Origin of the sequence: Salinimicrobium xinjiangense DSM 19287, assembly GCF_000423585.1 — a bacterium.
GTDB classification, from domain to species: Bacteria; Bacteroidota; Bacteroidia; order Flavobacteriales; family Flavobacteriaceae; genus Salinimicrobium; species Salinimicrobium xinjiangense.
The window spans coordinates 407,039-420,708 of sequence record NZ_AUIG01000001.1 but is presented as its reverse complement, the minus strand read 5'-3'; the positions used below and the strand labels follow the sequence as shown (position 1 = coordinate 420,708).

The 13,670-nt window shown below is 41.6% G+C and carries 13 protein-coding genes, 1 tRNA gene and 1 pseudogene; 11 read left to right on the top strand and 4 right to left on the bottom strand.

From position 1 onward, the window contains the following. Position 1 precedes the first annotated feature (1 nt). The 6 genes and pseudogenes from G564_RS0101935 to G564_RS0101910 all read left to right on the top strand — a co-directional run bounded on the left by G564_RS0101935 (position 2) and on the right by G564_RS0101910 (position 4,474). Positions 2–373 (top strand): sensory rhodopsin transducer, encoded by a 372-nt coding sequence (locus tag G564_RS0101935; protein WP_029036170.1) that lies wholly within the window; start codon positions 2–4, stop codon positions 371–373. Then, positions 374–1,561 (top strand): D-arabinono-1,4-lactone oxidase, encoded by a 1,188-nt coding sequence (locus G564_RS0101930; protein WP_029036169.1) that lies wholly within the window; start codon positions 374–376, stop codon positions 1,559–1,561. Then, positions 1,558–1,932 (top strand): sensory rhodopsin transducer, encoded by a 375-nt coding sequence (locus G564_RS0101925; protein WP_029036168.1) that lies wholly within the window; start codon positions 1,558–1,560, stop codon positions 1,930–1,932. Before G564_RS0101930 ends, G564_RS0101925 begins: the two co-directional genes overlap by 4 nt. Before the next feature lie 12 nt (positions 1,933–1,944). Then, positions 1,945–2,811 carry an EamA family transporter gene (locus G564_RS0101920; RefSeq protein WP_029036167.1) on the top strand — a complete coding sequence of 289 codons (867 nt, stop codon included), beginning with the start codon at positions 1,945–1,947 and terminating at the stop codon, positions 2,809–2,811. Positions 2,812–2,866: 55 nt separating this feature from the next. Continuing rightward, positions 2,867–4,035: pseudogene (locus tag G564_RS20635) on the top strand (lactonase family protein). A gap of 100 nt (positions 4,036–4,135) precedes the next feature. After that, the gene (locus G564_RS0101910) at positions 4,136–4,474 is read left to right on the top strand and encodes a hypothetical protein (protein ID WP_029036166.1); all 339 of its coding nucleotides are present in this window, start codon (positions 4,136–4,138) and stop codon (positions 4,472–4,474) included. A 23-nt stretch (positions 4,475–4,497) separates the two neighbouring features. Here the strand turns inward: G564_RS0101910 and G564_RS0101905 are convergent, their stop codons facing one another. The 4 genes from G564_RS0101905 to G564_RS0101890 are packed head-to-tail and all read right to left on the bottom strand — an operon-like array spanning position 4,498 to position 9,440. Beyond that, positions 4,498–5,394, bottom strand: coding sequence for a M14 family metallopeptidase (locus G564_RS0101905; RefSeq protein ID WP_029036165.1), 897 nt, complete (start codon positions 5,392–5,394; stop codon positions 4,498–4,500). A gap of 16 nt (positions 5,395–5,410) precedes the next feature. Continuing rightward, entirely contained in the window at positions 5,411–6,460 is a 1,050-nt protein-coding gene (locus G564_RS0101900) for a glutathione synthetase (RefSeq protein ID WP_029036164.1), read from the bottom strand. Between the two features lie 47 nt (positions 6,461–6,507). Beyond that, positions 6,508–7,557, bottom strand: a complete 1,050-nt coding sequence (locus G564_RS0101895; protein WP_029036163.1) for a glutathione synthetase — start codon at positions 7,555–7,557, stop codon at positions 6,508–6,510. Then, complete coding sequence (locus tag G564_RS0101890) at positions 7,554–9,440, bottom strand: flavohemoglobin expression-modulating QEGLA motif protein (RefSeq protein ID WP_029036162.1); 1,887 nt, start codon at positions 9,438–9,440, stop codon at positions 7,554–7,556. The genes G564_RS0101895 and G564_RS0101890 overlap by 4 nt, the downstream gene beginning before the upstream one ends. A 331-nt stretch (positions 9,441–9,771) precedes the next feature. On the opposite strand from G564_RS0101890, the gene G564_RS0101885 reads away from it, so the two are divergent. The 5 genes from G564_RS0101885 to G564_RS0101865 all read left to right on the top strand — a co-directional run bounded on the left by G564_RS0101885 (position 9,772) and on the right by G564_RS0101865 (position 13,621). Further along, a tRNA-Arg gene (locus G564_RS0101885) sits at positions 9,772–9,845 on the top strand. A 287-nt stretch (positions 9,846–10,132) separates the two neighbouring features. Beyond that, the gene (locus G564_RS0101880) at positions 10,133–10,585 is read left to right on the top strand and encodes a hypothetical protein (protein ID WP_029036161.1); all 453 of its coding nucleotides are present in this window, start codon (positions 10,133–10,135) and stop codon (positions 10,583–10,585) included. Positions 10,586–10,655: 70 nt separating this feature from the next. Then, positions 10,656–11,840: a TolC family protein gene (locus G564_RS0101875; RefSeq protein WP_029036160.1), complete on the top strand. Its 1,185-nt coding sequence runs from the start codon at positions 10,656–10,658 to the stop codon at positions 11,838–11,840. 16 nt (positions 11,841–11,856) lie between these two features. Further along, positions 11,857–12,108, top strand: a complete 252-nt coding sequence (locus G564_RS0101870; protein WP_029036159.1) for a hypothetical protein — start codon at positions 11,857–11,859, stop codon at positions 12,106–12,108. Continuing rightward, a complete protein-coding gene (locus tag G564_RS0101865) occupies positions 12,077–13,621 on the top strand; it encodes an efflux RND transporter periplasmic adaptor subunit (RefSeq protein WP_245583645.1) in 1,545 nt (514 codons plus the stop codon). The genes G564_RS0101870 and G564_RS0101865 overlap by 32 nt, the downstream gene beginning before the upstream one ends. Positions 13,622–13,670 lie beyond the last annotated feature (49 nt).

Below are 13,670 nucleotides of genomic sequence, written 5' to 3'. Positions count from 1 at the left end.
TATGAGAACTTTAGGAAAAAAGACATGGGTAATTGCTGAAGGTTATATCCCCGAATATGGAACAGGAAAAGAACCCGAATTCACCAGCCATGAAACAGCCTGTATTTTAAATACATCAAATCAAAATGCCGAGGTGGAATTGACCATCTTCTTCTCAGATAAAGACCCGGTTGGACCATATAAAGTTACAGTAGAAGCACAGCGCACTAAACATTTAAGGTTCAACGATCTAAAAGATCCCGAACCGGTACCGCTGGGAACAGATTACGCATGTGTGATAGAGTCCTCAATTCCTGTGGTTGTACAGCATACCCGTCTCGATTCAAGACAGGCCGAAAATGCACTTTTAACCACCATTGCTTATTCAGAATAAATGGAGATCTTCAGGAACTGGAGTGGCAGTATGGTCTTTACCCCGGGAGAGGTTTGTACTCCCGAAAGTGAAGACCAGGTCTGTGAACTGGTTAAAAAAGCAACTTCCGAAGGAAAAAAGATCCGGGTAGCCGGTGCGGGACATTCTTCATCACCGCTGGTAAGAACAAGTGATTACCTGCTTTCCCTGAAGCATTTCCGCGGGGTTGAAGATCCCGACCTCAATAATCACAGGGCAACTGTACCGGTTGGTATGACCGTAAAAGAGGCCGGAAAAGATCTTTTTCGCTATGGCCTTGCCATGCATAATACCGGAGATGTGGATGTGCAGACTCTTGCAGGAGCGATAGGCACAGGAACTCACGGGACCGGGGTGGAACTGGCAAACCTTTCTGCTATGCTGCACGGGGTGAGAATGGTCAACGGAAAGGGAGAGATCGTGGAATTGAGCAGAGATACCGATCCCGAAACAATGCGGGCACTGCAGGTTTCAATGGGCAGCTGCGGAATTTTTTTAAAAATGCGTCTCCAGCTGGAGCCGGTTTATCAGTTATACCGGAAAGAATACTGCGTAAGTCTCAGGGATTGTATGGACAACCTGGAAGATCTTAAAAAGAACCGCAACTTCGATTTCTACTGGTATCCCAGGACCGACCTCTGTAAGATCAGGATTATGAATACCGAAAAAGATAAGATGCCCGACATCTCTTACGGTTCTCTTGAACTTGAGAGGAAAGGCCCCAGCCATGAGATCCTGCCTCGTGAAAGAGATATAAAATTTGATGAAATGGAGTACGTGCTGCCTGGAGAGAAAGCTATGGATTGTTTTCTTGAAGTGAGGCAACGGGTCAAAAAGGAATTCAGGAGAGATGTTGCGTGGAGACTTCTTATTCGCACTATCAAAAAAGATGATGCTTTAATTAGTCCCATGAGCGGGAGGGAATCGGTCACTATTTCCCTGCATCATAATGCGGGGCTACGATTCTGGCATTATTTTCAGGCCATTGAACCTATTTTTCTAAAACATGGCGGCAGGCCGCACTGGGGAAAGAAACATACTTTAAAAGCAGGGCAATTAAAGGAGATGTATCCGCAATGGAAAGAGTTTCAGGAAACACGTCAAAAATTTGATCCGGAAAACACATTTTTGACACCCTATATGCATGAACTTTTTATTTCAGATGAATGAAGAAAACAGGAAAACTTGACTGGGCCTTTACGGGAGGAAGGATTCCTTTTGAATCTACCGGCGAAGAACCCATGTTTAACAGTCACGACAAAATTTCGGTGCTGAATACTTCCGAAGATGAAGCAGAAATTGAGATCTTTATATTTTATGAGGATGAAGCTCCTGTGGGCACTTACGAAATAAAAATAAAGCCCCGGAGACTGCGAAAAATTAGAATAAATGACCTTATTGATCCGGCTGCTGTGAGACTGGAGAGGAATTATGGATGTTACATTAGATCCAGCGTGCCTGTTGTAATCCAGTTTAGCCAAATGAATACCGGGCAAAAGAACAATGCCATAATGGGAACCCTTGCTTTTCCTGCCGACTAAAAATGTGAAAAAATGTTAGGATTTTTACTTGCCTTTGGAACTGCAGTTTCTGAAGCTTTAAAAGATATAACCAGTAAGCATAATCTTCATCATATAGATGAATATACGGCGGCTTTTTCCATGCACCTGGTACAGAGTCTTCTTTTAATTCCGGTAGTATTTTATTTAGGAATGGAAGTAATGACAGAAAGATTTCTCTGGACCTTACTTGCGAGTTCTCTGCTTCAACTAACAGTGATCCTGCTGTATTTTAAAGCTATTAAAAGGTCTGAAATTTCGGTAACGCTTCCGCTTATTACTTTAACTCCGCTGTTCATGCTCGTCACCTCTCCAATTATGGTGGGAGAATTTCCCAATGCCCTGGGCTTGACAGGAATTATTTTAATTGTGATAGGCACCTATATTTCCAATGTTAGTGAAGATCCTAAAAAGATATTTGCACCCTTTGTTTCCCTTCTCAAGAACCAGGGAGCAAGATATATGTTTGGTGTAGCATTCATTTGGAGTATTACAGCCAACCTGGACAAAATAGGAGTGGAGGAGACCTCTCCTGTTTTCTGGGCTTTTACCAAAGATTTTACTATCCTGGTATATCTTATTCCAATTTTGCTCTGGAAATCTAAAAAACCCTTGCTGCAAATAAGAAACCGCAAAGGTCCTTTATTTATGGTAGGTTTTTTTAGAACCACCAGTGTGTTGGCGCATATGTTCGCCCTTCAGCTTATCCTTGTTCCTTATGTGATCACCATAAAAAGGTCCAGTGCTGTGTTTATAATCCTCTATGCCTTTTTCTTCCTCAATGAAAAGAAGAACTTCAGGAACAGGATGATAGGAATTTTTATTATTCTCGCCGGCCTGTTTATTATTGCCATTTCTTAATTGAAAAGCAGCAGGTGGTTAAAAGAAAGTTCTTATTTTTAATGAAAACGTTCTAATGGTAATTTCCATAAACAAAATTTTTGCTCTTTTAATCGCAGGAGGTCTTATTTCCTGTAAAGAAGAAAAGAGCCAATCATACAATAGCGCAGCTGAAATCACTAACAAAGCTGAAACAATGAATACAATATTTCTAGGAACCTACACAAAGAAGGAAGGCCATGTAGATGGGCAGGCAGATGGGATCTATACGCTTTATCAGGATGATAACGGAAATCTTAAAAAAGGCAAAACTGTGGCAAAAGTAACCAATCCTTCTTTTGTCAAGGTTTCAAAAGACAGTAAATATGTCTTTGCAGTGAGTGAACTGGGACCTGGAGATGGAGATTCCGGTTTCGTTTATTCCTACAAAATCTTTGAAAATGATTCTTTAGAAGAAGTTTCCAAACTTTCTTCGGAAGGCTTCGCTCCGGCTCATATTTCAATTGATCAATCGGGCAATTATGTTTTTGTGGCAAATTATTCAGGCGGAGTGGTTATGATGTACAAGCTTAACGATGATGGCTCCCTGGAAAAACAACAACGAATTGATCTTGAAAATCCGGAGGAATCTCATGCTCATTCGGTTACGATTTCCCCTAACAATAAAAAGGCATACATAGCAGATCTGGGAAATGATAAAATCTGGATCTATAATTTTGATGAAACTGAAGGAAAACTAATTCAGGCAGAGCAGGCTTTTGTGAATTTGCCGGATGGTGCCGGCCCCAGGCATTTTACCATGTCAAAAAACGGAAAATTTGCATATTCTATCAATGAACTGGATAGTAGCGTAAGTGTTTCCAGGTCATGGAAAACGGCGGACTGGAACCTGTCCAGAAGATTTCTTCACTCCCGGAAGGTTTTTCGGAAGATAATTCGGGTGCAGACATTCATCTGCATCCTTCAGGTAAATTTCTATATGCTTCCAACCGGGGGCACAACAGCATTGTTTCCTTTCGGGTTGATCCATCTTCAGGAAAACTTGATCTCCTGGAGCATACTTCTACACTGGGAAAAACTCCACGGAATTTTGCCATTTCTCCACAAGGAGATTATTTGTACGTGGCAAATCAGGATTCAGGAAATATTTCAGCCTTTGTCATTAATACCGACGGATCTTTAGAACAAAAAGGTGAACCTCTGCCGGCAGAAACTCCGGTGTGTCTTGAGTTCATGGCCCGGTAGTTATTGGATATTAAGGAATAAAACCTGATTTTTTTATCACAGCTCAATTTTGATATTGAACTTTTAGCTAATTTTAAGTATCAACCAATTTCAAAGATGTATGAAAAAATACCTTTTTAAAGCCAGCATGTTACTCGTTATTTTCATCCTGATGAGTTGCGGAAGCAGTAATGTTCAGCGTTCTATGACTCCCGTTTTAAGGCCGGCGGTAGATGCACCACTGATGTTTGAAACCCCCGAAGGAATCTCTGTAAAGGAAAACACCTGTAATAGTCCGCTGATAGATCCCAGGGATGACAGCAGGATCATTATGATCACGTCTTTCAATGAGGGAGTGGCCGATTATGAGGTGCCCGAAGGAAAATACGGGGTGGAAGACAGGGAATTATTGAGAGTAAATTGTGCTACAGGCGAGGTGGTAGGTATCGTACGACGATAACTCCACCTCTTTTGCCGTATCACTTATTGCTCTTCTATGATAAAGAATCCATCATTACCCTGGGATTGATAAAGAGGCATAAAGATATACGCATCCCATTCACTTTTAATTTCCTCGCCATTACTGGTAGCGAGTAACTGTCCTTTTCTGATCTTTTGGAAATTTTTAAAGCCGGGTTCCATTTTGAAATTATCTCCTTTCTTTATCTCGTGCCTGTAAACAATCTCAAAGACTTTTTGAGAAGGAGCATTTTTCTCTGTAAAACGTTCTACACATTCGGGGTAGCAGGAAAGTTGTTCAACATAGAGTTTGTTGGCTTCTTTGAGTGCTAACCATATAACCCCTTCATGATTCTCAACAGAAGCAGGATTTTCATGTTGTCCGGCTTCAAATACAAAACCGGTAAGCCCCGTACGGCTCATATAATGGTCAATTGCTCCATAAATGATATCGCTGAAACCTCTCACTATATAAGTGGGGAATTTCTGCGCCCAACTATCATTATCGTTTACATCCTGAACAGAAATATATGGATAGCTGTCTGATGAGGTTGTGTGGCAATCGAGAAAGTATCTTTTTGTATAATCATCTTTCGGAAATTCTTCGAGAACCTCGATGATCTCGTGCATCTCCCTTTGTTCCTGAGTTTCGGGATCAAGATTTTTTACATTTTCTTTGGTCCAGGTCCTGTTGAGATCTTCGTCAATATAACGCTGTCCTTTTTCGAGAGCTGCTTTATTCCCCATCACTCCCACGATTCTGCCTTCGATCCCGGGTTTGGTCTTCTCCAGTTCTGCAAATACTTTTTCCAGAGCCTTGACGCCACTCGGTTCATTCCCATGCACTCCTGCAGTTACAAAGAGTAGGGGACCATTTTTTCCGGATGAATAATTACCTATAATTCGATCGTTCTTTTTCATAAATTTTGCTTTCGGGTTATGCCATAGTGGCAAGCACCTGATTTGAAATCTGTCCTTTGTACATTTTCTTGTATTCTACCTTTTTTTCTATGGCATCTATAACTACATCAGAAAAGTCGGGTAGCCCTATCTCTCCAAAATGATCAAGACCTCCGGGGCTTAAAACATTGATCTCAATAAGCTTATCCTTTACGATGTCTAGTCCTACAAAGAATAAGCCGTCTCTAATAAGCTTTGGTGCAGTGATCTCCACGATCTTCTTCATCTCCTCTGTTAGAGGACTTTTATCTCCTGTCCCCCCCTGATTAAAGTTACTTCGGAATTCTCCTTCGCCGGTGACCCTTTTTATGATCCCAAATTTTCCATCCTTTTCCATTACCCGGCCATTCATAAGTAAAACCCTTACATCACCTTCTTTTGCAGCCGGAAGGTACTCCTGGGCAATGATATACCCCTGTGAAGAAAGGTTTTCAATGATCTGGTTCAGGTTCTTTTCATTTTTGTCAATGAGATATACATCTCTCCCGCCACTACCTTCCAGGGGTTTGAGGACCATTTTCTTCTTATGCTTTTCAAAGAACTCCATAATATCCTCTTTTTTACGGGTGATAATGGAGTTAGGTTTTATACTGGCGGGCAGCTCTTCGAAGTACAATTTGTCTATAAAAGCATTGGAAAGAGCATAGGCATCATTGAGCACCAGGACACCTTCCTGTTGCATCATTCGCCCAAAGGCAACACCGGCCTGTTCGGCCCATTGACGGGAGGTGCCCTCCTCGGTGGGATTATTTCTTATGAACAGCACATCAAGATCTGTAGCCACAATTCGCTCCTTAATGGCTTTATCGCTCTGCAGCGCCTTTAAATATTCCTCCGGATTTTTGATTTCCATCTTCTTAGGCACATAAGTAGAATCTATGCTCAAAGGCTCATTTTGAGAAAAATAAAAATCTCCCACACCCATGGCGTAGACATCATGTTTTCTCTTCCTGGCTTCCTGCATAAGATAAACCGTGGTGCCACAGGTTTCGGTATTAACGTCATTAACAACAAAGCATATTTTCATTTAGTTTCAGGTTTAAGGGTTACCCCGTTTCTTTGATTTATTTAATATTATACCATAGTAGCCAATTCCCTGTTGGAAATTCTGACTCCATAATTTTTCTTGTATTCCAGTTTCTTTTCAATGGCTTCCACGATCACGTCAGAGAAGTTATCGACTCCAATTTTATAAAGTCCGTCAAGACCTCCCGGGCTAAGCACATTAATTTCTATCAGTTTGTTTTTAACCACGTCCAGCCCAACAAAGAATAAACCGTCTCTGATTAGTTTTGGACTGATTATTTCAACAATTTTTTTAATGTCATCATTAATTTCATAGGCTTCTGGTGTTCCTCCCTGGGAGATATTACTGCGAAATTCCCCTTCCCCGGTCGTCCTCTTAAGAATTCCATATTTCCCGTTTTTCTCAAGGATTTTTCCGTTAAGAAGAAGAACTCTCACATCTCCCTCTTTTGCCGCCGGCAAGTATTGCTGAGCTATAATGTACCCTTTCTTGGACAGGTTCTCTATGATCTGGTTCAGGTTCTTTTCGTTCTTGTCTATGAGGTAAACACCGCGCCCCCCGGATCCTTCCAGAGGTTTTAGGATCATTTTTTTATTATGTTCTTCAAAAAACTGAAGAATTTCTTCTTTATCCCTGGTAATTAATGAAGCAGGTTTGATCGAAGCCGGTAGCTCCTCAAAATATAATTTGTCAATAAAGGCATAAGACAATGCGTAAGCGTCATTGAGGACTAAAACACCATCCTGCTGGATCATTCGACCAAAGGCAACGCCCGATTGTTCTGCCCACTGCCGGTCTGTTCCTTCTTCTGTGGGATTATTTCTTATGAATAATACGTCCAGTTCTTTTCCATTGATCTTCTTTCTCTTCGCTTTATCGCTTTGCAGGATTTCCAGGTTTTCTTCCGGAGTTTCTGGTTTTGCGTTTCGGGGCAGGTGAGTGGTGATGATACTCAGTTCCTTATTCTGAGTAAAGCTAAAATCTCCCACTCCCATAAGATAAACCTGGTGACCTCTTTTCCAGGCTTCATGCATAATATAAACGGTTGTTCCCGCGCCTTCGGTTTCGACGCTGTTAACTACAAAACATATTTTCATGCGTTGATTAATTGTGAAAGGGAAATTCCTTTTCTGATTTGTGAAATTTTTTCTGTTGTTTCTTCGGATTCCATATATCGCGGAACCAGATTGTTAGGTTTTAAGACTCTTCTTTCTTCTAATTCGGTAATAATGGGAAGGTGCTCCAGAGCAAACTTTCCCGTAAGCAGGGGAGAAAGTTCTCCACCCTCTGCCAGGTAATCTTTTAACTGAAACAATCCTTTTAAATAAGAAATATCTTTAGTGAACCCGCCTCCCTGCATGATTCGTGAAGTTATATTAAAAGCGCGTTGTTCACTAAATCCATAATCATCATCGAGCAGCCTGAAGATTTCCTGAAATTCGGCACCATGCATTCTGGCAGAGGCTGCTACAACTCTTCCGGCAAGGGTGCGCATTCGATTACCGCTTAATCCCCCAACCAGGTATTCTGATAATACGGCTAAACCTTCCTGCAGCGTATCATAGTCTGTAAGTCCAATGGACAACAGCTTTAAAGGTTGTTGTTTTCCATTATAAAAGGTGAGAACATGAGTCCCTATTTCGTGTTGGATCAATGCGAATGTCTCATTGGCATTTAGTTTATAATCACTGGGTAAATAAAGTTCTCCCTGAGATACCATGAGAATATTTACATCATCCCTTACATGAACCTTACTCGAAAAGTTTTCATCCTGATCTTTGAAATATTCAAATTCTTTTTCTGCAAGCACCTTAAAATCCTCGGCCTTCATTATGCTTTCAAAATCCTGGTTCTCCATTTCGGGAATTTCCCTTAGAATATTTTCAGCTTCCCGTTGCAGATTTCTGGGGATCTTTCCATAGAGCATCATACTGTTGTAAAAGAAACTGTCTGATCCTCTCTCTGTAAGCATGCTAATTTGCAGGTCAAGTTCCTCCCTTTTTTCTCTGAAAATATAGGAGAAGGCAGGATCATCAACTTCTTCAATCTTTAAATTATATAATTTTCTCTTGAGCACATCGGGATCAAATGGAAGCAAGCGGTAATGGTAATTAAGCACCTTCTCATAATTGCTCTCAAAAAAAGTATCCTTTATTTGCCGAATGTTAGCAGGAGAGACGAGCCACAGGAACTGGTAAGAAGTTTCAATTTCTGCCAGGGCGCGGTCTATTTCAATTACTTTTTTCTGAAGGTTTTTCTGTCCAAGAGCACGATAACTTTTGACTCCGCTGGAGGTCTGAATTCTTATGAACTGAAATATTGTTTTGTGCAGGGCCTTTACAAAGTCGTCCTTAAAGCTTCTGAAAAATACCGGATAATCCTCTCCTTCCTTGCTGCGATAGACCGGTGGGACTTCAAGACCTATCAGGAGACAACCGGCATCCTTTAATTGTTGAACATTGAGAAGAGGCTTTTTGCCTTCAGGTTGCCTGTCTACAGTATCAATGACCTCTGTTTGCTCAAGGTTAAGAGCCCTGTATCCCGAATTAACATCATCAAGTTCTTCCTGAAACACCTTGATGGTAGTGGAAAGTTTATCAGCAGGACCTTTGATCCTGAATTTGCGGCTCTCAGGATCTCCTGCATAAACCTCTAATATTAAAAAAGATTTAAATTTTGAAGCCATGGCATCACTAAGACTAAACATGAGCTGTTGGTAACCTTCAAAATCTTTATTCCCAATGACCATAAAGGAAGCTTCGCTAAGGATCAGCCGGACTGTTGCCGTATCTTCAACCTCATCCTTATCTAAATCCAGATTTCTATAAACCACTAAATAGGGGAGCTCATCGCTCATATGAAGGTAACCTCCCCCGGGAAGGTGCTTTTCAATTTCACATTCCTCTTGGAGTTCTTTAATAATTTCTGAAATGGATGATTCCCCGAGGGGTGAAAGTTTTTTAGATGTATCCAATTCCATAAAGTTTTTGATTTTCTTTTGGAAAGATTTTTAGCAGGAAATATTTATTCATCCCTTTAAATATGCTCTTTGGTAAATTTAACCGATTCCACTCTTTTTAAAGAATCAGGTGAGTTCAATTAGCTGAAGTTTAGGAAAGATTTAATAGTACTTTTGGATATGGACAAAAAATCAAATGCGCTACCCGGAGGTTATTTAAGGGTTAGCAGACCCTAACCTGATTTTTTTAGGCTTAAAAGCTTGATGCGGATGAACTTGTAAATAGTGCAGGAATAAATTATTTTTTTGCTTGTCTTTTTTAAAAACCTCATTATATTTGCACCGCTTTAATGGTCGCGTAGCTCAGTTGGATAGAGCATCTGCCTTCTAAGCAGACGGTCAGAGGTTCGAATCCTCTCGCGATCACGACACGCACAAAACCACGTCCCGAAGGGCGTGGTTTTTTTGTTTTCTGAAGTGCCTGAAGGGAAGCTTTCATAATCGCTATTCACTAATCCATTTCTTTCAGGAAAACTGAAAAAGTCCTGCTTCCTGGTTCTGAAAGACCGCCAGGCAGGTGCAGCAGTTTTTAATCTTTCACTTTATAAACTGGATCTCCTATTTCCCCATTTTATGTCCTGGAGATGATATTACCTCTAATTTTAATTTACCGCTCGTGCTAAGGTCTTTAACATTATTCTTATCTTTGAAAGGTGCAGGTAAAACCTCAAATAAAAGCCTCTATTCTTCTGGGATTATTTTCCCTGTTACTTCTGCACCAAACGATTCCTCACATACATCACGAACATCAGGAAAAAAATGAGAATCGGCTTGTAAAACACTCTCACGGGAATTCTCATGGGCATGAGCATAAGCATGAGAATGAGAGGAATCCAAAAAATTCCAAAAGTCTTTTGTCTATCCTGCTGGCGACGCACTCCCATGGAGGAAGTTCTACAGAAATACCTGTAGTAGAAGAAAGCATTCAGCATATCCTTCTTAAAAAGGTAAAAACCGAGTCCTCTTCTCCGCAGGATTTCCTCCTGAAAAATAAACTTCCCGAAGTCAAAGCCGCTGAGCTTCAACGGAATTATCAACCCCCTCCTGATTATTTACATTCTTATTTAGCCTTTCTTTCTCTTCGGGGACCTCCCCGCACTGTCTGATTCTTTGTCATGCCGCTGTTAATATTCACGGCAGACCTATATTTCTATAGATCAAACAAACAATTAAATTATGTACAAACATATAGTCTCCGCTGTATGCGGATGCCTTATCGCACTGGGCTCTTTCGCCCAAAGCAGCTGTGTAAATGGCATTTTAGAGGAGATAAACCAGAACAACCGGAAGCTACAGGCCTATCGGTCGTTTATCCGTAGTCAAAACCTTGGAAATAAGACTGAAAATAACCTGCCAGATCCGCAGGCTTCAGCATATTATTTGCCATTTGGGGAGCACGTAACAGAAGACTATTATGAATATCAGATCTCTCAGCGCTTTGAATTTCCAACGGTCTATGCTTCCCGGAGCAAACGAATTGACAAACAGAAGGAGCTACTCGAACTCGAGTATGGTGCCATGCGTCAGGAAGTTCTTCTGCAGGCCAAAAAAGAGCTTTTAGAGCTTAAAATTCTGCAGCAGCGAAAAGAGCTGGAGCAAATGCGCCTGGAACAGGCCCAGCAGGTGTATAATCAGATCCAACGATTATTCGATGCGGAACAGATTGGAATCCTGGAACTCAATAAGGCAAAAGTGGCCTGGTTGCAGCAACAGTTTGAAAAAGATCAAATAGAAATCAGTATCAGTAATACGCTGATGGAGCTTCAGAAACTGAATGGGGGAAACGCAGTCCAGGCAGAACAGCTCCTGTTCTTTGAGGATGCTGATGTTGCCGAAATGCAGGTACTTTGGAACGAAAAGCTTTCCGCAGATGCAGAACTTCAGATACTGACCGCCCGGGAATCTCTTGCCGGGCAACAGGTAAAACTGGAAAAGAATAAGATCCTTCCAGACCTCACCATTGGTTATAATTACCAGGGAGTAAATTCCAGTAATTATTCAGGGTTCTTAGGAGGAATTTCAATTCCGCTATGGAACAGCAGGAATAAGGTGAAAGCGGCTCAAGCTAATCTTGAGTTTGCTCAGACAAATACCGGTGCCGAAACTGCCGAACTTTATACCAGGTTTCAGGAAAATTACCGGCAATATAAGTTGTTAAAGAGAAAATTCGAGGAATATCAGGAGACTTTTAAGGACTTAAATTCCGAAGAATTGCTATTTAAAGCCTATGAGTTGGGAGAATTTTCATTTCTGGATTACTACCGGGAAGTTGAATTTTACCGGCAGGCGCATAACAAAATGCTGGAAATGCAAAAAGAACTTTTTCAGCTAAAAGCAGAACTTTTAAAACATCAACTATAATTTAAAATCTATTATTATGAATTTAAAGAATTTATTTTTCGCAGCAATATTGATCCTTAGTTTTTCAGCTTGTAGAGAAACAGTTAATGACGATCACGGTCACGAACATGAGGATGGAACCGAACATGCCCACGATGAAAATGGAGCCCATATGAGTGAAGATCACATGGAACAGGAAGAATTTGAGGTTGGTGAAGATACGCTGCACATGCATGAGGAATCAAATACCCATACGCATGATGATGGAAACGAGCATCACGATCATTAAACTTATGAAGATGAGATTTATTTATATAGCATGTCTTTCTCTATTGCTGTTTTCCTGTGGAAATAGTGCAGAGGAAGATCATGCGCACGATGCAGAAGGTAACCATATTACGACGGGAGTTCCGGCGATTAGCAAAACCATATGGACAGATCAAACGGAGCTTTTCGTCGAGTTTCCGGCTTTGGTGGAAGGGGAGACAAGCAAGTTCGCTGCCCATTTCACCGCGTTGGACAAACACCGGCCAATTCGTGAAGGATCGGTGACAGTGAGTCTTATTAAGGGTGACAGCGGTATTCGCCATACAGTGGAAGCACCTTCTTCCCCGGGAATTTTTTCTCCCGCTTTACAGCCAAAGGAGACGGGGATGTACGACCTGGTTTTCGAGCTGAAAACTTCTGAATATTCAGACAGGATCGTGATCCGGGATGTACGGGTTTACGAATCGGTTGCTGAAGCTTCAGAAAACGCAGAGGAAGAATCTGATGCAGGAATTAGCTTTTTGAAAGAACAAGCCTGGAAGATCGATTTTCAGACAGCACCTGTTACTCAGGGAGAAGTCTATGAGATTGTAAATACTTCGGGAGTGTGGCAGGCTGCACCCGGAACTTATAAAATACTTGCAGCCGGGGCCAACGGAATGGTGAATTTTGTTTCAGAAAATCTGACGGAAGGAACCGAGGTGAAAAAAGGTCAACTGTTAATGACCCTTAGCAGTGAAGGTCTTTCTTCCAATAATATTCAGGCGGAGATCGCCCAGGCAAAAGCCAGGTATGACCAGGCTAAAGCGGAATACGAGCGGAAAAAAGAACTTTATGAGGATAGGATCGTACCCAAAGCAGAAATGGAGAGAGTGGAAAGCAATTTCAGGGTAGCCGAAGCTAATTACCGGGCCCTTGCATCTAATTACGGAGCCGGGGGAAAACAAATTCGTGCTCCTTTCGCTGGATTTATTAAAGCCGTCAACACCTCTAACGGAAATTATGTAGAACAGGGTGAGAATCTTATTGCTATTGGAACCGATAAATCCCGCCTGTTGAAAACACAAATAAGTGCTTCTTATAATGTCGGTAAAGGATCTATTGCCAATGTTTGGTATAAGAATGACCTGGGGGAATGGAAAAGCGCATTGGATTCCGGTGGGTCCATTGTATCTGTGGGCAAAGAGGTGGAGGATCTTAAGCCAATGATCCCGATCTATGTCAAAGTAAATGACGTGGTCGAAAGGCCCGAAGGGAGCTTTACTGAAGTGCAGATCGCCCTGGGCGAAGCTGAAACAGGAGTAACGGTTCCTGAAGCTGCCCTGCTGGAGGATTATGGTAACTATTCAGTGATTGTTCAAACCGGTGGTGAAAGTTTCGAGAGAAGGCCTGTAAGGATCGGAAAACGAAACGGAAAGAATGCACAGGTATTAAGTGGACTGCAACCGGGGGAGGTTGTTGTAACGACCGGCAACTACCAGGTCAAGATGGCTTCAATGTCAGGTGAAACACCCGGCCACGGACACGAACATTAAAAGAGTTATGAGTTATCAGTTATGAGTTATCAGTTATTAGTGAATGTAC